A 22,827-nucleotide genomic window follows, 5' to 3' on the forward strand; every position below is an offset into this window, starting at 1 on the left:
CTTCCGGTCCCGCGGGCTGCCGTGTCAGATTCCCGGGGATGTCGCGAACCCCTGATCGCCCCGGCGAGGGCCAAGCGCTCTCGACCCACCTCTCCCCGAGCGGCGAGGCCCGCATGGTGCCTGTCGAAGGCAAGCCGGTCACGCACCGCCGCGCCGTCGCGTCGGGCGCCGTGCTGATGCGCCCCGAGACGATCGCCCGGGTCGCGCGCCACGACGCGCCGAAGGGCGACGTGCTGGCCGCCGCGCGGATCGCGGGGATCATGGCGGCGAAGCGCACGCCCGAGCTCATCCCGCTCTGCCACGGGATCGCGCTCACGCACGTCGCGGTCGAGCTCGACGTGGACGAGCCCTCCGCGGCGATCCGGGTGACCGCCGCGGCGGAGGCGCTCGATCGCACCGGGGTCGAGATGGAGGCGATGGTGGCGGTGAGCGCCGCGTGCTTGACGATCTACGACATGCTCAAGGGGATCGATCGGGAGATGGTGATCTCGGAGATCAAGCTCCTCGAGAAGAGCGGAGGCCGCTCCGGCCATTTCCAGAGGAGCGCGCCGTGAGCCGGATCCGCACCGAGCCGCTCGGCCTCGACGAGCTCATCGCCGCCGTGTCGCACCCCGGCGCGGGCGGCATCGCCACGTTCCTCGGCGTGGTCCGCGACGTGAACGACGGCCGGTCGGTCACGCTGCTCGAGTACGAGGCCTACGGGACGATGGCCGAGGCCGAGCTCGAGCGGATCCTCGCGGAGCTCGCCGCGGAGATCCCCGGCGTGCGCGTCGCCGCGACGCACCGGGTCGGCGTGCTCCACATCGGCGACGCTGCCGTGGCCTGCGCCGCGAGCGCGCCGCACCGGGGCGAGGCCTTCCGCGCGTGCCGCCTGCTCATCGACCGCATCAAGGCGCGCCTGCCGATCTGGAAGCGCGAGCACGGCCCGGACGGCCCCTACTGGGTCGGCTGGGAGGACGCCCGCTGCGGCGGCGAGCACGGGCCCGACGAGCACCATGGCCACGCGCACGGGCACGGCGGTGCGGCGCCCCCGGGCAGCGCCGGCGCCTAGCGCAGCCGCAGGCCGGGCGGCGGCGGCGTGGAGAGCGGGTCGTTCTCCTTCAGGCGGTTGTTGTGCCGGATGTCCGTCCCCTTCACGAGGAAGACGACCGACTCGGCGATGTTCATCGCGTGATCGGCGATGCGCTCCAGGTACTTCGCGATCGACTGGATCCGCGTGGCCCGGAACACGGTGCTCGGATCGCGGCTCATCGTCAGGAGCACCTCCTGGAAGATGCGGGCGTAGTGCTCGTCGATCACGTCGTCGCGCGTGAGCAGCTGCTTCGCGCGCTCGCAGTCGCGGGCGACCAGCGCGTCGAGCGCCTCGTGCACCACCTCGATCGCCTCGTCCGAGAGCCCCTGCAGCTCCGACGCCGGCGCGAGCGGCGGCTCCTCGTTGAGCTCCTGCACCCGCTCGCACACGTTCACCACGAGATCGCCGATCCGCTCCAGGTCGGTGACGATCTTGAGCGCCGTGGTGACGAAGCGCAGGTCGGACGCGACCGGCTGGCGCGTCGCGAGGATGCGCATACAGAGCTCGTCGACCTCGCATTCCAGGCTGTTGATCCGCCGGTCGAGCCGGATGGTCGCCTTGGCGAGGCCCGTGTCGCGCGTCGCGAGCGCGGTCGAGCCCTTCTGGATCATCTCCTCGACCAGGCTGCCCATCAGCAGCAGCTTCTCTCGCAGCGTGCGTAGCTCGTGCTCGTAGACCTTGCTCGTGTGCGACGTCGGCATGAATCTCCCCATTCCCCTCAGCCGAACTTACCGGTGACGTAATCTTCGGTCTTACTTTCCTTGGGGTTGGTGAAGATTGTCTGTGTTCTGTCGAACTCCACCAGATCCCCCATGTAGAAGAAAGCCGTGTAGTCAGAGCACCGCGCGGCCTGCTGCATGTTGTGCGTGACGAGCACGCAAGTATATCGCTGCTTCAGCTCGTCGATGAGCTCCTCGATCCGCGCGGTCGCGATGGGATCGAGCGCTGAGCACGGCTCGTCGAGCAGGATGACCTCTGGCTCGACCGCGAGCACGCGCGCGATGCAGAGCCGCTGCTGCTGGCCGCCGGAGAGCGAGAGGCCGGACTGGTCGAGCTTGTCCTTCACCTCGTCCCAGAGCGCGACGTGGCGCAGGCACTTCTCGACGAGTCCGGTGGGGTCCTTCACCGAGATGCCGTTCAGCTTGTGGCCGGCCAGGACGTTCTCGCGGATGGACATGGTGGGAAACGGGTTGGGCTTCTGGAACACCATGCCGACCCGGCGGCGCAGCCGCACCGGGTCCACGGCCTTGTCGTAGATGTTCACGCCATCGATCATGACGGAGCCCTTCGCCGTGGCCCCAGGCACCTGCTCGTGCATCCGGTTGAGGCAGCGCAGGAACGTCGACTTGCCGCACCCGGACGGGCCGATGACCGCGGTGACATGGCCGTCCGGGATGTTCAACGTGATGTCGTGGATCGCGTGGAATTTATTGAAATAAGCGTTCAGCCGGGTGACGCTGATCTTCGCGGGCGGCTCGTCGGTCTCTGACTCGACCGAGCGGCGGTCGGCGCCGTCCGGGTCGAGCCCACGGCGACGTTCCCCGGTCTGTGGATTGCGCAGTGAGTTGAACGAGCTCATCGAGTCCTTTAACGCGCCTTGACTAACGCGCCTTGATGCTGCGAGACGTGGCGATCCGGGCGAGCAGATTCAGGAAGAACACGATGGCGATCAGCACGAGCGCGCCGGTCCACGCCTCCTGCTGCCACTGGGGGTAGGGCGATGTCGCGTTGCGCCAGATCTGCACGGGCAGCGAGGCGATGGGACGGTCGATGGCGAAGCTCCAGTACTGCGAGCCCAGCGCGGTGAGGAGCACCGGCGCGGTCTCGCCGGCGATGCGCGCCACGGCGAGCATCACGCCGGTGCCGATGCCGGGAGAGGCCGTCCGGAGCACGACGAAGAGGCTCGTGCGCCACTCCGGGACGCCGAGGGCGAGCGACGCCTCGCGGAGGTGCGGTGGCACGAGCTTGAGCAGCTCCTCCGTCGTGCGGGTCACCGTCGGGAGCATCACGATCGCCAGCGCGATGCCGCCGGCGAGCGCGGAGAACCGCTTCATCGTGACAACGACGAGCGCGTAGACGAACACGCCGATGGTGATCGACGGGACGCCGCCGAGCACGTCCGCGATGAACCGGATCGCGCTCGCGAGCTTGCCCCGCCCGATCTCCGCCAGGTAGATGCCGGCGAGGATGCCTGTCGGCAGCCCGATTCCGGAGCCGATGGCGATCAGGATGAGCGTGCCGACGACCGCGTTGCCCATGCCGCTCCGCGCGTCGCCGACCGGCTTCGGGAGCTGGGTGAAGAAGTCGAGGGACAGCCCGCTGACGCCCTTGCTGACGACGTAGAGGAAGATCAGAAAGAGCGGGATCAGGACGACGACGGCGCTCGCGACGCAGAGCCCTTCGAAGAAGTATCCGCGGGCGCGGCGCAGGCTTTCGCCCGGGGCGGGCGCGAGCAGCGTGCGCCGGGGGGCGCCGGAGGGCCTCGCGAAGGGGGGAGGGGTCTCGCTGCTCATGCGCGTTGCTCCAGCTTGCTCTTCGTCGAGCTCACGAGCCACCGGGCGAAGAGGTTGAGGAGAAGGGCCACCCCGAAGAGGAGCAGCGCGATCTTCGACAGCGCCGACACGTACATGTCGCTGGTCGCCTCGACGAACTCATTCGCGATGACGCTCGCCATCGAGTACCCGGGGTGGAAGACCGAGGCGCTCACCTTGGGGACGTTGCCGATCATCATGGTGACCGCCATGGTCTCGCCGAGCGCCCGGTTCAGCCCGAGGATGATGGCCCCGATGATGCCCGAGCGCGCGGACGGCAGGACCGCGTAGCGGATGGCGTCCCAGGCCGACGCGCCGAGGCCGACCGCCGCCTCGCGGTGCAGCTGGGGGACCGCCTGCATCACCTCGCGGGACACCGAGGTGATCGTGGGCACGATCATGATCGCGAGGATGACACCCGCGGCGAACATGCCGAAGCCGAGCGGCGGGCCCTCGAAGAGGGGCAGGAACCCGAAGTATTTGATCAGGACCGGCTCGATGGTGTCCCTGAGCCAGGGGCGGAGCACGGCGATGCCCCAGAACCCGTAGACGACGCTCGGGATGGCCGCGAGCAGCTCGACCATGAAGCTGAGCGGCTTGCGGATCCGGTGGGGCGCCAGGTCCGACATGAAGATCGCGAGGCCCAGCGAGACGGGGACCGCGAGCACGATGGCGATCAGCGAGGTGACGACGGTGCCGTAGATGAACGGGAGCGCGCCGAACTGCTCGCGCGCCGGGTCCCACACGCTCCCGGTGAGGAACCCGAGGCCGAACTTGTCCATCGCGAGCCGCGATGACCGGATGAGCTCCAGCACCATCAGCGCGGGCACCGCGAGCACCGTCAGGCCGAACACCGTCAGGATCGCGCGGAACGCTCGGTCCGCGCCGCGCGTCCCGCGCGCCGGGTCGACCCCTTGCGCCGGCGAGGCAGCTTGTTGCATCGGAACTTCTACCGTGCTCATGACCTACCTGCACGCACCGCGGCGGCGGCGCACGGCGGAGACCGCCGCTGCCGCCGCTGGCGGGCCTTCCTTCAGGGTTGCTATGGGGCGAGCAGGGGCTTGCCGTCCGGGCCCGCCAGCGCGGCGAGCTTCGCGTTGACCTTCTCCACGACGGCCGCGGGCAGGGGCGCATAGTGGAGGTCGTTGGTGAACTTCTGGCCGTCTCGCATCGCCCACTTCATGAAGCTGGCGAGCACCTTCCCCTTCGCGAGATCCTTCTGCTCCTGGTACGCGAGGATGTAGGTGAAGCCGGCGATGGGATACGCGTCCTCCCCCTCGGCGTCCACGAGCGAGATCCGGAGATCGTCCGGCATCTTGGCGGCGGCGCCGGCGCCTGCGGCCGTCGTGCTCTCGAGCGACGGGGCGACGAACTTGCCGCTCTTGTTCCTGAGCGACGCGAACGTGAGCTTGTTCTGCATCGCGTACGCGAGCTCGATGTAGCCGATCGCGGCGGGCGTGCTGGAGATGAGGGCGGCGACGCCGTCGTTGCCCTTGGCGCCGAGGCCCCCCGGCCAGTTGACGCTGGTCCCGGCCCCGGGCCCGCTCTTCCACTCCGGGCTGACCGCGCTCAGGTAGTCGACGAAGATCTTGGTGGTCCCGCTGCCGTCCGAGCGGTGGACCGTCGCGATCTCCTTCTCGGGGAGCTTCACGTCCGGGTTCTCCTTCTGGATCGCCGGGTCGTTCCACTTCTTGATCTTGCCGAGGAAGATGTTCGCGGCCGCCTCCTGCGTGAGCTTCAGGCCCGACGGGACGCCCTCGAGGTTGTAGGTCAGCACGACCGCGCCAAGGCAGGTCGGCAGGTGCAGGATGCCTGCCGCCTTTCCGAGCTGCTCCTCGGTCATCGGGGCGTCGGTGGCGCCGAAATCGACGGTCCGCTCGGTGATCTGCCGGATGCCGCCCCCGGAGCCGATGGACTGGTAGTTGATCTTGACCTTGGTGTTGGCTTTCTGGAACTCAGCGATCCACTTGGTATAAAGAGGGTACGGGAACGTCGCGCCCGCGCCCGTCAGGGTGACTTCCCCGTCAGCGGTCGGCTGCGGCGCGGCGTTTTTGTTCGCGCCGGGCAGCGAGCCGGTGTCCTGGGGGGCATCGGAGCGGCCGCATCCAGCGGCCAGGAGGAACATCGCCAGGGTGAGCAGAATTCGAGCCATGCAACATCAGGCGTAATCGAGTTCTGTGACAGCCGCGTGACAGCAGGGTGGAACGGTGAGTACCGGTTTTTCCTGACTCTGCGGGCTCACGCCGCGCGCGAGAGGCGGACGGTGAACTGGGTGCCGCGGCCGATGGCGCTCTCGACCTCGATCGAACCGTTCATCAGCTCGACCAGGTGCTTCACGATGGCGAGGCCGAGCCCCGTGCCGCCGAGGTCGCGCGAGCGGCCGGCGTCCACGCGGTAGAACCGCTCGAAGATGCGGCCCAGGTGGTGGGGCGGGATACCGGGCCCGTCGTCGGCGACGGCGATCGTCACCTGCTGGTCGAGCGAGCGCGCCTTGACGGTGACGTGGGCGCCCTCGCCCGCGTACTTGATGGCGTTGTCGAGCAGGTTCATGAGCACCTGCTCGAGCGCGCGGCGGTCGCACCGCGCGGGCGGGAGGGCGGCGGCGTCGACGGTCACCGTGACCCGGCGGCGGCGCGCCGCCTCGCCGAGCAGGTGCGTCACGTGCTCGATCGCGGGGGCTATATCGAGCTCCGCCAGCGCGAGGCGGAAGTTCTTCGCCTCGATCTTCGAGAGGTCGAGCAGGTCGTCGACGAGGTGGCGGAGGCGCTTCGCGTGCCGATCGATCACGTCGACGAACTCGGCGGCCTCGTCGGGGTCCTGGAGCGCTCCGAGCTGGAGCGTCTCGGCGGCGGTGCTGATGGCGGTGACCGGCGTCCGCAGCTCGTGGGACACGTTGGCGACGAAGTCGGTCCGGATCGTCTCCAGCCGGCGGAGATCGGTGACGTCGTGGAACACCGCGATGAGCCCCGGCTCGGCCGAGGCGCCGTCGTGATCCAGGCCGCGCGCGTCGCGCGCGTCGGGCCCGAGCCCCGCCGGGCTCTTCCGGCGCGACACCCGCACGAGCAGCCGCCTCGGCAGCGTCCGGCCGAGCTCCACCTCGACGTCGACAGGCTCGTCGCGCTTGCCGGCGAGCTGGATCGCCTCGGTGAGCCGCGCGTTCCGGATCGCCTCGATGACCGAGCGGCCGAGCGCGTCGTCGCCGAGCGGGGCCATCGCGCGCAGCGCCCGGTTGGCGAGGACGATCCGCCCGTCGCGATCGAGCACGAGCACGCCCTCGCTCATGCCGTCGAGGATGCCCGCGAGCAGGTCGCGCTCGGTCCGGACGTCGGCGATGGAGCGGGACAGCTCGCTCGTGAGGTGGTTCAGCGCGCGCGCGAGCTGACGGAGCTCGCCCGAGCCGCGCAGGGGCGCGCGCGTCGACAGGTCGCCCTCGGACATCGCGAGCGCGAAGCGGGTCAGCCTCCGGATGGGGCGCGTGATGAAGAAGGTGGTGGCGGCGCCGACCGAGATGGCGACGACGATCACGGCGCCCATGCCGATCAGCATGGCGCGCCGCGAGCGCCAGACGGCCGCGTCGACGGCGGCGCGCGGGCTGTGCTCCGCGAGCAGCGCCGCCTCCATGTCGCGCGCGGCGAGGCGCTCGACCGGGACGCCCGCCACGAGCAGGACGAACACCGTCGCCACCACGAGCTTCGCGCCGATGCCGAGCCGCCTCAGCGCGCGCATGAGGGCCCTACGCGACCTCGGGCTCGGCGCGGAACCGGTAGCCGACCCCGCGCACTGTCTCGATGTAGTCGCCCGCCGCCCCGAGCTTCTCGCGGACCCGCTTCACGTGCGTGTCGACGTTGCGCGCGGTGACGTCGACGTGCGACCCCCACACCTCGTCGAGCAGGAGATCGCGCGAGAGCACCCGGCCGCGGCGGTCGTGGAGCATCATGAGCAGGCGGAACTCGAGCGCCGTCAGCGCGATCTCGTTTTCCTGCACCCAGGCCCGGTGCGCGGCCCGATCGACCCGCAGGATCCCGAAGTCGAACTTCTCCGGGGCCGACGTGGGGCTCTCGGACCGCTTCAGGATCGCCCGGGCGCGCAGGATGAGCTCTCGCACGCTGAACGGCTTGACGACGTAGTCGTCGGCCCCGAGCTCGAAGCCGACGATCCGGTCGATCTCTTCCCCCTTGGCCGTGACCATGATGACGGGGACCGCTGAGGTCTGCGGGTTCTGCTTGAGGCGGCGGCAGATCTCGGTTCCCGACATGTCCGGGAGCATCAGGTCGAGGAGGACGAGATCGAACCGCTCCTCCTTGACCGCGCGGAGCGCTGTCTCTCCGCTCCCGGCGGAGACCACATCGAACCCAGCTTGACGAAAGTTGTACGTGAGGACGCGCTGAAGGTCGCGCTCGTCCTCGACGATGAGCACGTGGCTCGGCATGGCCGATGGATGTAGCAGCGCATTGTGACAGCTTGATGGCGATCTCGCGTGTCGCGCGTCGTCTCCACGAGACGGAAGGGCGGTGAGCAGGAGGTGAAGAGAGAGGTCGAGGAAAGCGCAGAGAGGCGCGCGGGCCGGCGGACAGGCCGACCCGAGGTGACGCGGAGGTGCCGCAGCGCAGCGCGGGCGCAGCCGGGACGGCCGCGGCCGCAGGCGGACGGGAACGACGAGATCGCGCGGCGGCGCTCGTGGCGCGCGGTGCCGCACAGCGCGCCGCGCGCGCAGCGCGCTGTGCGGCACCGCGCGGGCGCGCGTGGCGCTTGCAAATCTCAGAGTTTTCGCCTAACTGGGCCGCCCATGGCCCTCGAGCGAACTCTCTCAATCATCAAGCCTGACGCGGTGGAAAAGAACTCGGCCGGAGCGATCATCGCCCGCCTGGAGAAGGAGGGCTTCACGGTCAAAGCGATGAAGCGCATCCACCTGACCCGCGCGGAGGCCGAAGGCTTCTACGCCGAGCACAAGGGGCGCGGCTTCTTCGACGAGCTCGTGACGTTCATGTCGCGCAGCCCCATCCTGGTGATGGCCCTCGAGCGCGAGGACGCGGTCGCCAAGTACCGCGAGGTCATCGGCGCGACCGATCCGGCGAAGGCGGCGGAGGGGACGATCCGCAAGCTGTACGGGGCGAACGTGGGCGAGAACGCGGTCCACGGCTCCGACAAGACGGCGACGGCGGCGCGCGAGATCGCCTACTTCTTCGCAGGTTACGAGGTCGCTCCGAGCGCGACGAACTGATGCTCGGCGAGCGGCTCGCGGCTGCGCTCGGCGCGGCGCGGGACGGCGCTGCAGGCATCGAGAGCTTCGCGCACCTGCTCGGATCACGGCGCGTCGGGCCGCGCGGGGTCGCCCTCGCGCTGCCGGAGGTGTGCGAGGGGTGCGCGGCGCTCGTCTCTGCCCTCGACAGCCTCTCCGCGGCGGTCCGCGACGGCTTCGTCGAGACGGGCGACGCCGCGGCGGCCGACGCCGCGTGCGCCGTGCTCGGCCACGCGGGCGTCGAGGTCGCGCGCCTCACGGACGAGCTGTCGCGCGCCGCGGCCGGCGCCGCGCCCGGGCGCGCCCCGGTCCGCGGCCGCGGGGAGCGCGGCGGCGCCGAGCGCGGCATCGACGCGCGGCAGCGGCTCGCGCTCGAGGCGTCGGTCCGCAGGACGGCCCGGGAGCTGAGCGGCGCGCTGCGCCTGTCCGAGCTCGTGATGGCGACGCTCGAGCTGCGGCCGACGCCGCTCGATCTCATCGACGTGCTCCGCAACTGGAGCGCCACGGCGGCCGAGGGGCGGCCGGTCGTCGGCATCTCGGTCGTGTCTTCGGACGGCCGCGCCAACGAGGTGGAGGGCGACGTGCGCGCCGTGAGCGGGCTCATGGAGCTCGCCGTCGGCATGGTCAGCGCCGCCGGCGTCGCGAGCCCTCACCTCGCCGTGTCTCGCCTGCCGGACGGGCGCTCGACCGTGCGGATCGCGGAGCGGAGCCCGCGCGAGGCGGCGCCGGCGGTCGCGCTCGACGTGGTGGTGCGCGACGGCGGCGAGCGCGCCGTCGCCGTGGCCCGCGTCGTCGCGCGCCGCGCGCGCATCGAGCTCGTTGAAGGCGCCGGCGGCCGCGTCGTCACGATGACGTTCTGAGGCCGGTGCCGGTGGTGGCGCGGCCGTGCTAAAGGCGGCGCCATGGCCACCGACGAATCCTTGAGGTCCCTTGTTGAGGCGGCTTTCCGCGACCGCGAGCTCCTGCGCTCGCCCGCGCACGAGGCCGCGGTCCTCCGCACGATCGAGCGCCTCGATCAAGGCGAGCTCCGCGTCGCCGAGCGCGACCACGCCCCGCAAGCGGGCGGCGAGGGCGCGGCGGGCGAGGGCGCCGCGCACCGGTGGGTGACGCACGCGTGGATCAAGGAGGCGATCCTGCTCTACTTCGCGCTCCGCGGCATGAGCTTGATGGAGGTCGGCCCCTTCGAGTTCCACGACAAGATCCCGCTCAAGCGAGGGCTCGACAAGGCGGGCGTGCGCGTCGTCCCGCCGGGGACGGTGCGGTACGGCGCGTTCCTCGAGCAGGGCGCGATCGTCATGCCCGGCTACGTGAACATCGGCGCGTGGGTCGGCTCGGGGTCGATGGTCGACACGTGGGCGACGGTCGGCAGCTGCGCGCAGATCGGGCGCGGGGTCCACCTCGCCGGGGGCGTCGGCATCGGCGGGGTGCTCGAGCCCCCGGGCGCGCGGCCGGTGATCATCGAGGACGGCGTCTTCGTGGGCTCCCGCGTGATCGTGGTCGAGGGCGTCGTGGTCGAGGAGGAGGCGGTGCTCGGCGCCGGCGTGGTGCTCACCGCGTCGACGGCGATCCTCGACGTCACGGGGCCCGAGGTCGTCGAGCACCGCGGCCGGGTGCCGGCGCGCAGCGTCGTGATCCCGGGCACGCGGCCGAAGCGCTTCCCCGCAGGGGAGTTCTCGATCCCCTGCGCGCTCATCATCGGCAAGCGCAGCGAGGCGACCGACCGCAAGGTGTCGCTGAACGCGGCGCTGCGCGACTTCGCGGTGCCGGTGTGAGCGTCCAGCGCGACCGGGGCGCGGCGGCCGAGGCAGGCCTCGCGGACACGCTGCTCTGGCTGTGCTCTGTCCCTTCGCCCACGGGGGAAGAGCAGGCGCTCTGCGCGGAGGTCGCGGAGCGGCTCGGGCGGGCTCGGCTCGCCGCGCCGGTGCGCCGCCACGGCGACTCGCTGGTGGCGCAGGTGACGCAGGGCACGGGCGGCCCGAAGATCGCGCTGGCCGGGCACCTCGACGTCGTCCGCACCTCGCACGACGGGCCGCCGCGGATCGAGGGGGATCGCCTCTACGGCCCCGGCGCGAGCGACATGAAGTCCGGCCTCGCGCTGATGCTCGACCTCGCGGAGGGTGAGCGGGAGGACATCGCCGGGGTCGATCTGACGCTCGTGTTCTACGCGCGGGAGGAAGGGCCTTACCTGGAGAACGAGCTCGCACTGGTGATCGAGCGCGAGCCGGAGCTCCGCGCGCTCGATCTCGCGGTGTGCCTCGAGCCGAGCGACAACAAGCTGAGCCTCGGCGCGAGCGGCTCGCTCCACGCGGGGCTGACGTTCCGCGGGCGCACGGCGCACAGCGCGCGCCCGTGGCAGGGCGAGAACGCCATCTACAAGGCCGGCCCGCTCCTCGTCGAGCTCGCCGCGCTCGCGCCGCGCGAGGTCGAGATCGACGGGTTCACCTACCGGGCCGTGACCACGGCGACGATGGCGCAGGGGGGGCGCGGGCGGAACGTCGTGCCCGACGAGTTCACGATGAACCTGAACCATCGCTTCCCGCCCGACACGTCGATCCAGGAGGCGCAGCGGACGATCGAGGCGCTCGTCGCCGGCCGCGCCGAGATCGCCTGGCGCGACCTGAGCCCCTCGGCGCCGCCGCACGCGTCGCACCCGCTCGTGGTGGCGCTGCGCGAGGCCGGCGTCGCCGCGGTGGAGCCGAAGCAGGCGTGGACTGACGTGGCCCGCTTCGCGGAGCTCGGCGTGCCCGCCGTGAACTTCGGCCCCGGCGAGAACGCCCAGGCGCACCAGCGCAACGAGTGGGCGTCGCTGCAGAAGCTGTCGGAGGGGCGCGCCATCCTCCGCCGCTGGCTCTCGGCGCTCCGGCGGAGCTAGGCGCGCTCCGTCTCGGGGGCGCGCACCGAGAGCCCGGCCGCGGGGATGGTGAAGAAGAACGTGCTGCCCTGGCCGGGCGAGCTCTCGACCCAGATCGCGCCGCCGTGCGCCTCCACGATGCCCTTCGTGACGAACGCCGCGAGCCCCATCCCCTGTCCCAGGGGGCGGCGAGCGGGCGCGTGGCGGGCGAAGAGCAGCGGCTGCATCTCCGACGCGATGCCCGGGCCGGTGTCGGAGATCGAGAACCGCGCGTCCGTGCCCGAGACCTCCGCGCGCACCGTGATGCGTCCGCCCTTGGGGGTGAAGCGGATGGCGTTGCCGAGCAGGGTCGCGAGCACCTGGACGATGCGATCCCGGTCGCACGCGATGGGGGGCACGTCGTGCGGCAGCTCCTTCGTGATCTCGAGCGGCTTCAGCGCGACCGTCGGCCCGACGAGCTCGATCGCCCTGTCGAGGATGGGCTCGACCTCGTGCGCGCCCTTGCCGATCTTCAGCGAGCCGCTCTCGATGCTCATGGCATCGACCAGGTCTTGCGCGAGCTGGTTGATCTCGTCCGCCGCGCGGGTGATCGCCTCGAGCTGCCTGCGCCCCGATCCCTCCTGAGGGACCGATCGCATCAGCATGCGAGCGCTCACCACGATGACGCTCAGCGAATTCCTGAGGTCGTGCGAGATGGTGGACACCGTCTCGCGGAGCATCCGCTCGGCCGCCTCGGCGCGGAGCTCCAGCCGCTGGCATTGCGCCTCGAGCCGCTCGCGCTCGGCCGCATCGCTCCGCGGAGCGAGCCGCTCCGCGTCCGCCTTCGATCGCCTGGGCACCCTGGCTCGCAGGGTAGCCGGTCCTGCGGAGCGAGGCCCGCTCCCCGCGGCGGACGTCGAGCCCCGCTTCGGCGCGCGCAGGGGCACCGCCGAGGGGCGTCCGCGCAGGGTGCGTCCGTGCGCTGAGTCCGCGCCCTCTGTCGCGTTCTTTCCAGCTTTTTTTCTGGTCACCCCCGCCATCCTTGTTCCCTCTTGTCTCTCAGGCGATCAGTTAGCCAGAAAGGATGTGGTGGGAATAGTCAGGTGGTGCCGCAGTCAAGTCGAGGCGATCCGGGAGCGCCTCTGCGTGTTTCGCGGTCTCGCGGGCCCCGCTCGCGGCGTGAGCGTCGCTGATCTCGTCAGATCGTGTGCGCCGCGCTGATGTCGCCGGTCGTCCGTGTTGCGTTCCCGCGATGCGTCAGGTCGTTCTCTCTGGCTGCGACGGCGCCCCTCGCGGATCGCCTTCGCTGCGCGACAGGAGACGGCGAATCTCGAGCACGAGCGTGTCCGGCAGACAAGGCTTCGTGAGGAACGCGTCGCAGCCCGCGTCCTTCGCCTCGCGCGAGTGCCCTGCGAGGGTGTGACCGGTGAGCGCGACGATGGGGATCCGCTTCGTGCGCGGGTCGCTCTTGAGGTGGCGCGTGGCCTCCCAGCCGTCGATCTCCGGCAGCGACAGATCCATCAGGATGAGGTCCGGGATCAGCTCGAAGGCGCGGTCGAGCGCCTCCCGCCCGGTCGCCGCCTCGGCGACGCGGAAGCCGGAGAAGGACAGGTATTCCGCGAACATCTCCCGGTTGTCCTGGAAGTCATCCACGACCAGGACGAGCGGCGAGAACGCGTCGTCGTCACACTTCACTTCCATCCCAGTGAACCTTTCCATTCCTCAGCACGCCGGCCGATCGGCTGCGAGCGACGCCGACATCGTCCGGCCGGCGTCGACGCAATCCATCCAGGGGGGCGATCCGCTCGGGTCACGCCAGGTTTGTATACCTTATTGCCGGCCTGACGCCGGGCATTTCCCCTCCCGCGCAGGGACGCGCCTGCACTTGCCCTGAGGGGGTCTCAGGTCCCTCCTTACTCACCCTGGGTAGGTCCGTAGGGCCGGCGGAGTCCGACGATCTCGTGGAGCAGACGTGCGGCGCTGTCCCAGTCGACGGGCTTCACGAGCACGCCGTCGAAGGCCGAGGCGTTGAGCGCGGCGCGGGCCTCGAGATCGCGCCGGCCGGTGCACGCGAAGATGGCGACGTGCTGGGTCGCCGGATCGGCGCGCAGCGCCTCGGCGACGACGAAGCCGTCGATGCCGGGCATGCGCAGGTCGCACAGGATCACATCTGGCACGTCCTGCGTGGCGAGGAACACCCCGCGCAGGCCGCCCGCCGCCCGCTCCACCAGGAAGCCGTGCGCGGCGAGCGCCGCCTCCGCCATGACGAGGAAATCGGGATCATCATCCACGATGAGCACCCGGCGCCGCTTCTCGATCACCAGGCTGTCCTCGTCCCCTTGCACCTCGCGGTGCTCGGTGAACTCTCTGCGCTCTGCCTCGGACATGCTCCCCCGCTCGCGGCTCGGCTGACAGCGCTCCCGGGGTGCTCGGGCCTGGATGTGCGGCAGGGAGGGCAACGGCTCCCCGCTGGCGTTTCTGGAAAGGTCCCCCGCGCTGGTGGAGGTGGAACCTGCACCCCGAGTACACCTTGTGCCCAGGTCGCTTATCCGCAACCATCAACTGTCCAGCGCAGATGGACCCTCTGCGCCGTTTGTCCTCACCGGCCGGCGACCGCTGTTTCGGGGTGATCCCGACGACAGTTGGCTTGCTCGTCTGATGCTCAAGGTCCGCGCTGCTGCATATTCGGAGCAGGCGTCTATGTGGATGAATGACGAGTTCTTCGCGCGTGTGGGCCACGATCTCCGGGGCGAGCTGGCGACCATGCTCGCGGGCGTCCACTATCTTTTGCGCTACCAGAAAGATCTCGGGGCAGCGCCGCGCGACATGCTGGAGCGCGTGCGCGGCGCAGGCGAGCGGCTGAAGCGGCTGCTCGACGAGTTCGACAATTCCATCTGGCTTCGCGCGGACGCGAGCCGTCCGATGACGATCGCCCGGTGCGACGCGGTCGAGCTCGTCCGTCGCGCGGCCGTGCACCTCGAGGGCGCGGCGGCCGCTCGTGGGGTGCGCATCGCCTTCGAGGGCGAGCCTGACGGGGGCACCACCCTGGAGGGGGATCCGGAGCTGCTCAGGGTGGCGCTCGAGTACGTGCTCGGCTTCGCCGTCCTGCGCTCGCGCGATCGGCCGGTTCGGATCCGCGTCTCCAGCGCCGGCGGTGGGCCGGTGGTGACCGTCATCGACGAGGCGGGCCCGGTCCCGCCGGAGCCGCTCGCCCGCTTGCTCGAGCCGTTCGGGGAGCGGGCGGCGATCCCCGCCGACCCTGTCGCGCCGCGCCGGCGAGAGCGGCTCGGCCTGGGGCTCGCGATCGCGCACGGCATCCTCGACGCGCACGGGGGCGGGCTGACCGTGGAACCCTCGTCCGAGCGCCGGGACGCCGGCTCGGCGGCGTCGGACGCCGGCCTCTCCGCGAGCGGGCTGTGCTTCACGTGCACCCTCGGCGGCGCTGGAGGGGACGCCCACCCCGGGCTTGTCTGACCTGAAATGGAAGGTCGCTTCCATGCGGAGCGGCGATGACGGACGGATGTGGTCCTCCGGGGCCTCAACGCGTGGATCGTGTCCGATGAAGACTTCGTCTAGGATGGACTGGGTCGCACGTCGCGATCGTGCTCCATCTTCCACCGCACACGGATGAATGCGCCTCGATGCCGACGCTGAGCTCTCTCCTCGTGCAGCATGGGGTTACCTCGATGCGAGTGGTCGAGGATGCGATCGCTCGCCAAGTGCTTCATGGCGGCGATCTCGCCACGAACGTCCTGGAGCTGGGCGCCGTGCGCGAGCGCGAGCTCACGGCGCTGCTCGCGGAGAGCGTCGGGCTCCCGCCGGCCGTCGGCCGGCTGCGGCCCGCGTCGCCCGAGGTGCTCCGGACCATCCCGGTGGACCTCGCGGTGGAGCACCGCGTGTTCCCGCTCGACGTGCGCACGGATCTCGGCGCCGCGGCGACCGGCGCCCCGCAGCCCGAGGCGACGCTGGTCATCGCCACCGCTGAGCCCCTCGCGCCGGCCGCGGTCGAGAAGCTGAGCGTCGCGCTGGGGGTCAACCTGCGGCAGCTCGCGGCGCCGCTGGTGCGCATCCGTCAGGCGCTCGCGGAGCACTACGGGCTCGCTCTCGAGCGGCGCCTGTCGCGGCTCGTGAAGCAGCTCGACGCGCGCGCCGAGCCGAGCCCCGCGGAAGCGGCCGAGCCCGGCCCCGCGGCCGCTGCAGCGCCCCCGCCGGCCGCGTCGCCGCTGCCGACCTCACCCGCCGGTGCCGGGGCCGCATCGACCGCAGGAGCCGCGGGAGACGACACGACCGCGCCCGGCGAGGTCGAGGCCGCTCCGCCGGCGACGGTCGAAGCGGCCCCGCCGGTCGGGGGCGATGCCGTTTCGCCAGCGGGCATCGACGCAACCTCGCCTCGGGACATCGGCGCGTCGTCGCCCGCGGGCGACGAGGAGCACGAGGAGGCGGTCGAGACGCGGGCGCCGAGGCGGCCCAGCATCGATGACGCTCCGACCGTGGAGGCGCTGACCTCGATCTACGACGAGGACACGGTCGTCGCGGAGGTCGCGCTCAATGAGGCCGTGCCCACGCCGAGGAAGCCGCCGCTTCACGAGCTGGACGACGAGCCGACCGTCGTCGCCCAGTATCCGCTCGATCTGTCGTCGCTCCGCAACCTCGAGGCGCATACGCCGCGGGTCGAGGCGCTCGCTTCGCGCCTCGCCGAGCTCGCGCCGCAGCGCGGCCGAGGTCCCGCCGCTCCACCCAGGCAATCGACCGCCGCGGAGGGGCCGCACGAGGAGGTCGCGCATCCAGGCCAGGCGGCGGCGACGGACGGAGAGCCCGCGATCGAGCCGCCGGAGCCGACGCCGCGGTCCGAGGAGCTCGCGCCGCGCCTGGCGCCGTTCGCCGCGTCGGGAGCCGTGCACGAGGTGCCGCTCGTGACGGTGATGGAGGCGCCGGTGGAAGCGCCGGCGCCGCCCATGAAGGCGTCAGCGCCGTCTGCGCCGGTGCCGTCCGGCGCGCATCCGCAGCCGGTTGGCAATCACCTGCTGACCGGCTGGCTGAAGCGGGCATCAGCCGTGCACCGCGTCCAGCAGGACACACTGCCGCAGGCCGCCGCGTCGCAGCACCAGCCAAGCGGAGCTGCAGCTGAAGCGCCCGCGCCGGTTGCGCCTGCACCCGTGGGGCCGGCGCTCGCTGTGGCCGCTCCTGCGGCCTCCGCGCCGGCTGCGCCCGCGCCGGTTGCGCTGGCGCCCGCAGCGCCCGCGCCTGTCGCGGAGCGGCGCGAGCGTTCGTCGAGCGCACCGGCGGTGAATGGCGCGATGCGCGCAGCGGGCCGGTCCGCGCCGGCTGCGCAGCGACGCAAGGGCCCGTTCACGCTGCCCATGGCCGAACAGGAGCTCGCCGCCGTCGACGCGAGCGAGGCGGTGCTCGCGGTCCTCTTCGACTTCGCGCAGCAGTACTTCGAGTACACGGTCCTGTTCACCGTCCACGGCGAGCGCGCCGAAGGCCGCAACGCCGCAGGGCCAGGCGCCGACCGCGAGCGTGTCGCGAAGATCGCGGTGCCCCTCGATCGCCCGTGCGTCCTCGCCAGGGCGCGCGGGCTCCGCGCGCCGCTCGTCACCGTGCTCGCTGGCAGCGCCCCCGACGTCGAGCTTCAGCGTGAGCTCGGCAGGGCGGTCCACGCGGCCGCGGTCGCGGTCGTCCCGGTGGTCGTGCGCGGCCGCGTCGTCGCGCTCGTCTACGGCGACGACGGCGCCTCGTCGGTCGAGCTCTCCAGCATCGGAGACCTCATCGCGCTCGCCGGGCTCGCGGCGACGGTGCTGGAGCGGCTCATCCTGCGGAAGAAGCTGAACCGGGGCGGCGCAGCCCAGCAGCGCGACAGCTCGTTGCCTCAAGAAGCCGCGGCATCACCCCACCAATCCGCCGCGCCGCCGCCGCACGCTGCGGCGCCGTCGCCTGGGGCCGCCGCGCCGCCGCCGCACGCTGCGGCGCCGTCGCCTGGGGCCGCCGCGCCGCCGCCGCACGCTGCGGCGCCGCCGCCTGGGGCCGCCGCGACGGGCGACGAGCACGCGGCGGAGGGGCCGCTCTCCCTGCGCACCCGGGCCGCGCTGATGGAGCTGAGCCACATGGTCCGCGCGGAGGCGCACGGCACGCCCGCCGTTGACGCTGGGACCGCGTCGCCTGCAGCGCAGGCGGACCTCGTCGCGGGAGAGCCTCGGCGCGCCGACAGCGCGGACGTCGAGCCGCACGCGCGGCGGCCGCAAGGCGGCTGGTCCACGGAGGACGGCGGCTCGGGGATCGACGCTGTCGCGCGGGCCTTCGGGCTCCGCGGCACCGGCGTGGAGGCCGAGCCCGTGCAGCCGGACGAGGGCGCCGCCCACGCGATGGCGTTCAGCTCGACCATCCCGCCCGCCCCGATGCCGCACGCTCCGCCCCTGGGGATCGAGCCGCAGTTCCGGCTGGGCCTCGAGGCGGGCGTGGACGTGGTGTCGGGCACGGCGGTCACGGCGCCGATGATGCCGGCGGTCACCGAGCCGATGATGCCGGCGATCACGGGGCCAACGCCGCCGGCCGCCATCGACGAGATCCCCGATCTCGAGATCCCCGCGGCGCCCGCGCCCGCGGAGGATCTCGATCTCAGCGAGCCCGAGGAGGGGCGGACGAGGCGGTACTCACGGCCTCCGTGGATGCTCGACAGCTCGATCACGCCCGGCGGTGAGGAGCACCGTGATCTCGGACCGGCGCCGGCCGTGGGGCGCTCCTCCTGGCGCCGCCGCACCCCCGCCGCCGTCGAGAGCCCCGCCCCGTACGCGAGGCCCCCGTCCGAGCGGCGCGCCGCGGTCTCGCCCTCGCCGGCCGGCGCCGGCGATCTGCGCGCCGAGTACACCTCGCTCCTGCAGCACGTCCTCGCGGGCGGCGAGGCGGGCGCGCGGGCGTCCGCCGAGCTCGTGCGCCACGGCGATACGGCGGTCTCGGTCGTCGCCGCGCGCTTTCCAGGCCCGCTCCGGGTCGAGCGACAGCGCTTCCGCGAGCAGCTGGCCGGTCCGGACGGAGCTGCCGGCGTCGCCGCCGCGCCCCCCGCCTCGCAGTGCGGACCGCTGCTCGAGCTGATCGTGGCGATCCGGCGCCCGGCGCTGCCCTTCATGACCGTGCGGAGCGCCTCGCCCGATCCGGAGGTGCGCTTCTGGGCCACGCACGTGCTCGGCGAGCTTCCGTACCCGGAAGCCGCCAACGCGCTGCTTCCCCGGCTCTTCGACGACAACATCGCCGTCCGGCGGATCGCCGTCCGGTCGGCCACCCAGCTGATCGCGTCGCCGCCCGCCGGCGGTCCGATCCTGCAGGGGCTCGATCATATCGCGCGCGACCGGGAGGAAGCGCCGGCGCGGCGGTTGACCGCCATCGACACGATGGCCGACATCCGCTCCGGCTCGGTCGTGCCTGCGCTCCTGAGCGCCCTCACCGATCCTCACGAGGCGATCGTCGACGCCGCGGCGCGGGCGCTGGTCGTCATCACGCGGGACGATCACGGCCGGGACGCGCGCAGGTGGACTACGTGGTGGTCAAGGAACGCCGATCGCCATCGCATCGAGTGGATCATCGACGCGCTCACGCACGAGAAGCCCGCGATCCGCCGCGCCGCGATCGATGAGCTGAAGGGCATCACCAAGGAGTACTTCGGCTACTACGAGGATCTCCCGCGGCAGGAGCGGGAGGCCGCCCAGGAGCGCTACCGCGCGTGGTGGACCTCCGAGGGGCGCTCGCGGTTCCGCACCACGGGCTGACGCTGGCCGCACCACGGGCTGACGCTGGCCGCACCACGGGCTGACGCTGGCCGCGCGACGCGGGGGCCGGCGCCGCGGCCGTGGGCGCGAGGCAGCGCTCTCCGGCTTTGCGGCGCGGGCGCGAGGCAGCGCCCCGCAGTCCTGCCACAGGAGAGCAATCGCGAGGACAGGGGTCCACCGGACCCCGCGTCGAGCAGAGGGTGGGCGGCTCATCCGGTTCACGGGAGCCGCCCTTCGGGCGGGCTGGTGTGGGGGGGCGGGAAGTCAGACCGCGCGGCGGCGGCTCACTTCGGGGCGGGAGCGGCGGGGGCGGCGGCGGGCTGCACGGCGCCGGCCGGCTTCTTGGGGGCGTCGACCCTCGCCGCGGCCGGCGCGGTCTCACCGGCCTCCTTCATGGCCTTGTCGATGAGCTTCTTGAACTTCGAGAACGGCTGCGCGCCGCTGATGAAGTAGCCGTTCACGATGAAGGCCGGCGTCCCGCTGATGCCCGCCTTGTCGGCGACGGCGCTCTCGGCGTCGACGAACGCCTTGTGGGTGTTCGTGTCGAGCGCCTTCTTGAACTTCGTCATGTCGAGGCCCTGCTCCTCGGCGTACTTCTCGAGCGACGCGCGCGAGAGGCCCTCGGGCTGCCCCTGGTTCTTGAAGAGCACCTCGTGGTACGCCCAGAAGCCGGCGTTGCCCTTCTGCGCGTAGGCCTCCTGCGCGGCCTCGGACGCGAGCGGCGCGTTCTTGTGCATCGGCAGCGGCCGGTGGCGCCACACGATCTTCAGCTTGTCGCCGTAGGTCTTCGAGATCTGCGAGACCGTGTCCTCGACGCGCTTGCAGAACGGGCACTCGAAGTCCGAGAAGACCTGCATCACGACCTTCGCCTTCTCGCCGCCCTTCCACGGGCTGTTCGGCGCCGGCGGGGAGGCCTCCTTGCGCTCGGGCGGCGGCGGCTCCTTGCCGTCCTTGATGATCTCGGCGTAGAGGTCCTTCGCGGCGACGCCCTTGGCGAGCAGCCCCTCGGACTTCTTGATCTCCTCGTCGATGATCGTCTTGAACTTGTCGACCGGCTGCGCGCCGACGAGCCGGCGGCCGTTGATGAAGAAGTGCGGGGTCCCGGACGCCTGCAGGTCGTCCGCGAGCTCCTGATCGGCGGAGATGGACGCGTTGTGCTTCTTCGTGGCGATCGCGGCCTTCACCTTCTCGACGTCGAGCCCGAGCTCCTTGGCGTAGCCGAGCAGGTCCTCGTCGTTGAGCTTCTGCTGGTTCTTCCAGAGCAGGTCGTACGCATCCCAGAAGCCCTTGTCGCCCTTCTGCGCGCGGGCCTCCATGGCGAGCTCGGCCGCGGGCTCGGCGCGCTGGTGGAACGGCAGCGGGTTGTTCTTCCAGACGAACCGGATCTTGTCCCCGTAGGTCTTGACGAGCTCGTCGATGGTCGGGACGACCTTGCTGCAGAAGGGGCACTGGAAGTCGGACCACTCGACGATGGTGACCAGCGCGGTGGCCGGGCCCTTGGCGGGCGCGTCGCCGACGGGCACCTTCCAGACGGTCTTGTCGTCCTCTTGCGGGCGCTCGGCGTCCTTCTTGGGCGGCGCCTTCGCCTTGTTCTCCGCGGCGAGCTTGGCGTACACCTTGTCGGGCTTGGTGCCCGAGGCGACCGCCGCCTGCGCGGCCTTGAGCTGCTCGTCGATGACGGAGGTGAACTTGTCGATCGGCTGAGCGCCGCTCAGGAACACGCCGTTGATGATCGAGGCAGGCGTGCCGGTGACCCCGGACGTCTTGCCGACCGCCATGTCGGCGTCGATCTTGGCCATGTACTCCTGGCGGTCGTACGCCGCCTTGAACTTCGCCTTGTCGACGCCGGCCTCACCGGCCCACCGCTCGAAGTTCTCGGGCGTGAGGCTCTTCTGGTTCTGGAAGGCGAGCTCGTGGAACTTCCAGAACGCCTTCGACCCGCCGAGGCGGAACACGGTCTCTGCCGCGAGCGCCGCCGGGCGCGCGTTCTTGTGGAAGGGGAGGGGGTTGTTCTTCCAGACGATCCGCAGCTTGTCGGGGCCGTACTTCTCCTTGAGCTGGTTGATCGTCGTCTCGACCCTGCTGCAGAACGGACACTCGAAGTCGCTGAAGACGACCATCGTCACGGGCGCCGTGCGCGCGCCCCACAGCGGGTCCTTCGACGACACGGGGATCGCCGCGTCCTCGTCGCTCCACGGCTGCCCGTCGTCGACGAACGTCGCGACCTCATGCCCGCGCGAGCCCGCGCTCCGATCGATGCTCCACATCAGCCCCATCCCTGCGATGAAGCAGAGAAGAAAGCCGACGATGGCTGTTCCCTTGTTCATGAATGATTTCCTCTCTCAACGTTGGTGGAGCTCCGCCAGGCGGGCCCCTCCTTCAACGCGGGCGCGACACCAGGTGGAGCGCCCGCGACAAGACGGCCAATCGTGAACTCCCGGGGCGGCGTGCCACCCCGGGCCGAAGGAGGCGCCGCCGCGCGCGGCGACAGCCCCCGGCAGAGCGCCGGTACCGCCCTCGGCCCGTCATGCCGGCGGCTGCGCCCGGGTCAGGCCGCGAGGGGCGCGTCGCCCTAGAGGGGGCGCGCCTTCACGACATGGTCCCGGACGAGCGCCTGGCGGGCTCGGGTCAGACCGGCAACGCTCCGGATCTCGCGGCAGCGCTGAGCTCGCGCCTTGATCCGCGGCCTCCGAGAGGCCGCGCAGCGCGGTCGACTGCAGCCTGCCGGCGAGCTCGCCTCATCGAGGCGGGTGATAGACGACCTGCTCGACGCCGGCGCGCGGTCCCCCGGGCAGCGCCATGAACGAGAACAGCGCCACGGGCGCGCAGGGGGCAGGGAAGACGAACTCCGAGAGGAGCAGCGCCTGTTGCGGCGCGCTGGCGAGCTCGTTCACAGGAACGGGATGATGCGAGCTCGGTCCGACCGTCGGCCAGGGATCGCTCCCCTCGCACCCGGGGGCCGCGTCGATCCGATCGTCGGCGACCGGCAGGGTGCGGGGCGGCGCGACCGAGGACGCGCCGCGGGGGTCGCAGATGGGCGCGTCCCTCGTCTCACCCGTCGCGTCATCGACGCTGGTCAGGACGGTGCACGACGGCTCATCCGCCCGAGCGACGATCGTCATCCGGTCGTCGTCGCAGATCGGAACGATCGCGGCCCGCGCGCGCAGCGGGAGGACCAGCGCCAACGCGAACGTCAGCAAGGTCATCATGCGCTGGACAGCGTGCCGCGACATCCGACGCAAGAAGTAGCTGAGGCCCGCCGCAAGAGCAATGGCCCCTGTTTGCTGGAGATCGCGGCGATCCGGGACCTCTCCGGACGGATCTTGGCCGTCGGTCGCGAAACGCGCCCGGGACGCGACTTGTCGACAGGGTGGGGATAACCCTGTGGATAATCT

At 71.6% G+C, this 22,827-nt stretch carries 20 protein-coding genes; 8 read left to right on the forward strand and 12 right to left on the reverse strand.

What is annotated here, in order from left to right:
• The first annotated feature begins 38 nt into the window (after positions 1–38).
• Positions 39–554, forward strand: coding sequence for a cyclic pyranopterin monophosphate synthase MoaC (gene moaC, locus WME85_RS17640; protein ID WP_437310503.1), 516 nt, complete (start codon positions 39–41; stop codon positions 552–554).
• On the forward strand, positions 551–1,051 hold the full coding sequence (locus tag WME85_RS17645; protein WP_437839714.1) for a molybdenum cofactor biosynthesis protein MoaE: 501 nt from the start codon (positions 551–553) through the stop codon (positions 1,049–1,051). The genes moaC and WME85_RS17645 overlap by 4 nt, the downstream gene beginning before the upstream one ends.
• On the opposite strand, the gene phoU is transcribed toward WME85_RS17645, so the two are convergent.
• The 7 genes from phoU to WME85_RS17680 all read right to left on the reverse strand — a co-directional run bounded on the left by phoU (position 1,048) and on the right by WME85_RS17680 (position 8,032).
• Positions 1,048–1,773: a phosphate signaling complex protein PhoU gene (gene phoU / locus WME85_RS17650; RefSeq protein ID WP_437310505.1), complete on the reverse strand. Its 726-nt coding sequence runs from the start codon at positions 1,771–1,773 to the stop codon at positions 1,048–1,050. The two genes, WME85_RS17645 and phoU, sit on opposite strands and share 4 nt — an antisense overlap.
• Positions 1,774–1,790: 17 nt before the next feature.
• On the reverse strand, positions 1,791–2,651 hold the full coding sequence (gene pstB / locus WME85_RS17655; protein WP_437839716.1) for a phosphate ABC transporter ATP-binding protein PstB: 861 nt from the start codon (positions 2,649–2,651) through the stop codon (positions 1,791–1,793).
• Between the two features lie 22 nt (positions 2,652–2,673).
• Positions 2,674–3,585, reverse strand: coding sequence for a phosphate ABC transporter permease PstA (pstA, locus tag WME85_RS17660; RefSeq protein WP_437310507.1), 912 nt, complete (start codon positions 3,583–3,585; stop codon positions 2,674–2,676).
• Positions 3,582–4,544, reverse strand: a complete 963-nt coding sequence (gene pstC, locus WME85_RS17665) for a phosphate ABC transporter permease subunit PstC (protein WP_437839717.1) — start codon at positions 4,542–4,544, stop codon at positions 3,582–3,584. Before pstC ends, pstA begins: the two co-directional genes overlap by 4 nt.
• Positions 4,545–4,645: 101 nt before the next feature.
• Entirely contained in the window at positions 4,646–5,755 is a 1,110-nt protein-coding gene (gene pstS, locus WME85_RS17670; RefSeq protein WP_437839718.1) for a phosphate ABC transporter substrate-binding protein PstS, read from the reverse strand.
• Positions 5,756–5,841: 86 nt separating this feature from the next.
• On the reverse strand, positions 5,842–7,329 hold the full coding sequence (locus WME85_RS17675) for an ATP-binding protein (protein ID WP_437839719.1): 1,488 nt from the start codon (positions 7,327–7,329) through the stop codon (positions 5,842–5,844).
• Between the two features lie 7 nt (positions 7,330–7,336).
• Positions 7,337–8,032 (reverse strand): response regulator, encoded by a 696-nt coding sequence (locus WME85_RS17680; RefSeq protein ID WP_437839720.1) that lies wholly within the window; start codon positions 8,030–8,032, stop codon positions 7,337–7,339.
• A 357-nt stretch (positions 8,033–8,389) separates the two neighbouring features.
• On the opposite strand from WME85_RS17680, the gene ndk reads away from it, so the two are divergent.
• From ndk to dapE, 4 genes are read left to right on the forward strand one after another with little or no spacing between them, the layout of a single operon-like run.
• Positions 8,390–8,824: a nucleoside-diphosphate kinase gene (gene ndk, locus WME85_RS17685; RefSeq protein ID WP_437839721.1), complete on the forward strand. Its 435-nt coding sequence runs from the start codon at positions 8,390–8,392 to the stop codon at positions 8,822–8,824.
• The gene (locus tag WME85_RS17690) at positions 8,824–9,702 is read left to right on the forward strand and encodes a hypothetical protein (RefSeq protein WP_437310513.1); all 879 of its coding nucleotides are present in this window, start codon (positions 8,824–8,826) and stop codon (positions 9,700–9,702) included. The genes ndk and WME85_RS17690 overlap by 1 nt, the downstream gene beginning before the upstream one ends.
• Positions 9,703–9,744: 42 nt before the next feature.
• Positions 9,745–10,614 carry a 2,3,4,5-tetrahydropyridine-2,6-dicarboxylate N-succinyltransferase gene (locus WME85_RS17695; protein ID WP_437839723.1) on the forward strand — a complete coding sequence of 290 codons (870 nt, stop codon included), beginning with the start codon at positions 9,745–9,747 and terminating at the stop codon, positions 10,612–10,614.
• Complete coding sequence (gene dapE / locus WME85_RS17700; protein WP_437839725.1) at positions 10,611–11,714, forward strand: succinyl-diaminopimelate desuccinylase; 1,104 nt, start codon at positions 10,611–10,613, stop codon at positions 11,712–11,714. The genes WME85_RS17695 and dapE overlap by 4 nt, the downstream gene beginning before the upstream one ends.
• Here dapE and WME85_RS17705 read toward each other — a convergent pair.
• The 3 genes from WME85_RS17705 to WME85_RS17715 all read right to left on the reverse strand — a co-directional run bounded on the left by WME85_RS17705 (position 11,711) and on the right by WME85_RS17715 (position 14,059).
• Positions 11,711–12,532: a sensor histidine kinase gene (locus WME85_RS17705; RefSeq protein ID WP_437839727.1), complete on the reverse strand. Its 822-nt coding sequence runs from the start codon at positions 12,530–12,532 to the stop codon at positions 11,711–11,713. The two genes, dapE and WME85_RS17705, sit on opposite strands and share 4 nt — an antisense overlap.
• A 397-nt stretch (positions 12,533–12,929) precedes the next feature.
• Complete coding sequence (locus WME85_RS17710) at positions 12,930–13,373, reverse strand: response regulator (RefSeq protein ID WP_437310517.1); 444 nt, start codon at positions 13,371–13,373, stop codon at positions 12,930–12,932.
• A gap of 212 nt (positions 13,374–13,585) precedes the next feature.
• A complete protein-coding gene (locus WME85_RS17715) occupies positions 13,586–14,059 on the reverse strand; it encodes a response regulator (protein WP_437839729.1) in 474 nt (157 codons plus the stop codon).
• A 319-nt stretch (positions 14,060–14,378) separates the two neighbouring features.
• Between WME85_RS17715 and WME85_RS17720 the strand changes: the two genes are divergently transcribed.
• Both WME85_RS17720 and WME85_RS17725 read left to right on the forward strand, forming a co-directional pair.
• On the forward strand, positions 14,379–15,146 hold the full coding sequence (locus WME85_RS17720) for a sensor histidine kinase (protein WP_437839730.1): 768 nt from the start codon (positions 14,379–14,381) through the stop codon (positions 15,144–15,146).
• Positions 15,147–15,358: 212 nt separating this feature from the next.
• Positions 15,359–19,432, forward strand: a complete 4,074-nt coding sequence (locus WME85_RS17725) for a hypothetical protein (RefSeq protein ID WP_437839732.1) — start codon at positions 15,359–15,361, stop codon at positions 19,430–19,432.
• 284 nt (positions 19,433–19,716) lie between these two features.
• Here the strand turns inward: WME85_RS17725 and WME85_RS17730 are convergent, their stop codons facing one another.
• Positions 19,717–21,759, reverse strand: a complete 2,043-nt coding sequence (locus tag WME85_RS17730; protein WP_437839733.1) for a DsbA family protein — start codon at positions 21,757–21,759, stop codon at positions 19,717–19,719.
• Between the two features lie 411 nt (positions 21,760–22,170).
• The gene (locus WME85_RS17735) at positions 22,171–22,641 is read right to left on the reverse strand and encodes a hypothetical protein (protein ID WP_437839734.1); all 471 of its coding nucleotides are present in this window, start codon (positions 22,639–22,641) and stop codon (positions 22,171–22,173) included.
• Positions 22,642–22,827: the final 186 nt, after the last annotated feature.

This window comes from Sorangium sp. So ce1153, from assembly GCF_051521595.1.
In the GTDB taxonomy this organism is placed as follows: Bacteria; Myxococcota_A; Polyangia; order Polyangiales; family Polyangiaceae; genus Sorangium.

What these genes read in the sequence shown, in the direction of transcription:
- WME85_RS17675 (WP_437839719.1), bottom strand. Translation starts at nt 7,329, where the DNA reads ATGCGCGCGCTGAGGCGGCTCGGCATCGGCGCGAAGCTCGTGGTGGCG.
- ndk (WP_437839721.1), top strand. Translation starts at nt 8,390, where the DNA reads ATGGCCCTCGAGCGAACTCTCTCAATCATCAAGCCTGACGCGGTGGAA.
- WME85_RS17720 (WP_437839730.1), top strand. Translation starts at nt 14,379, where the DNA reads ATGAATGACGAGTTCTTCGCGCGTGTGGGCCACGATCTCCGGGGCGAG.
- WME85_RS17710 (WP_437310517.1), bottom strand. Translation starts at nt 13,373, where the DNA reads ATGGAAGTGAAGTGTGACGACGACGCGTTCTCGCCGCTCGTCCTGGTC.
- WME85_RS17680 (WP_437839720.1), bottom strand. Translation starts at nt 8,032, where the DNA reads ATGCCGAGCCACGTGCTCATCGTCGAGGACGAGCGCGACCTTCAGCGC.
- WME85_RS17690 (WP_437310513.1), top strand. Translation starts at nt 8,824, where the DNA reads ATGCTCGGCGAGCGGCTCGCGGCTGCGCTCGGCGCGGCGCGGGACGGC.
- pstA (WP_437310507.1), bottom strand. Translation starts at nt 3,585, where the DNA reads ATGAGCAGCGAGACCCCTCCCCCCTTCGCGAGGCCCTCCGGCGCCCCC.
- WME85_RS17695 (WP_437839723.1), top strand. Translation starts at nt 9,745, where the DNA reads ATGGCCACCGACGAATCCTTGAGGTCCCTTGTTGAGGCGGCTTTCCGC.
- WME85_RS17715 (WP_437839729.1), bottom strand. Translation starts at nt 14,059, where the DNA reads ATGTCCGAGGCAGAGCGCAGAGAGTTCACCGAGCACCGCGAGGTGCAA.
- WME85_RS17735 (WP_437839734.1), bottom strand. Translation starts at nt 22,641, where the DNA reads ATGATGACCTTGCTGACGTTCGCGTTGGCGCTGGTCCTCCCGCTGCGC.
- pstS (WP_437839718.1), bottom strand. Translation starts at nt 5,755, where the DNA reads ATGGCTCGAATTCTGCTCACCCTGGCGATGTTCCTCCTGGCCGCTGGA.
- WME85_RS17730 (WP_437839733.1), bottom strand. Translation starts at nt 21,759, where the DNA reads ATGAACAAGGGAACAGCCATCGTCGGCTTTCTTCTCTGCTTCATCGCA.
- WME85_RS17725 (WP_437839732.1), top strand. Translation starts at nt 15,359, where the DNA reads ATGCGAGTGGTCGAGGATGCGATCGCTCGCCAAGTGCTTCATGGCGGC.
- pstC (WP_437839717.1), bottom strand. Translation starts at nt 4,544, where the DNA reads ATGCAACAAGCTGCCTCGCCGGCGCAAGGGGTCGACCCGGCGCGCGGG.
- phoU (WP_437310505.1), bottom strand. Translation starts at nt 1,773, where the DNA reads ATGCCGACGTCGCACACGAGCAAGGTCTACGAGCACGAGCTACGCACG.
- pstB (WP_437839716.1), bottom strand. Translation starts at nt 2,651, where the DNA reads ATGAGCTCGTTCAACTCACTGCGCAATCCACAGACCGGGGAACGTCGC.
- moaC (WP_437310503.1), top strand. Translation starts at nt 39, where the DNA reads ATGTCGCGAACCCCTGATCGCCCCGGCGAGGGCCAAGCGCTCTCGACC.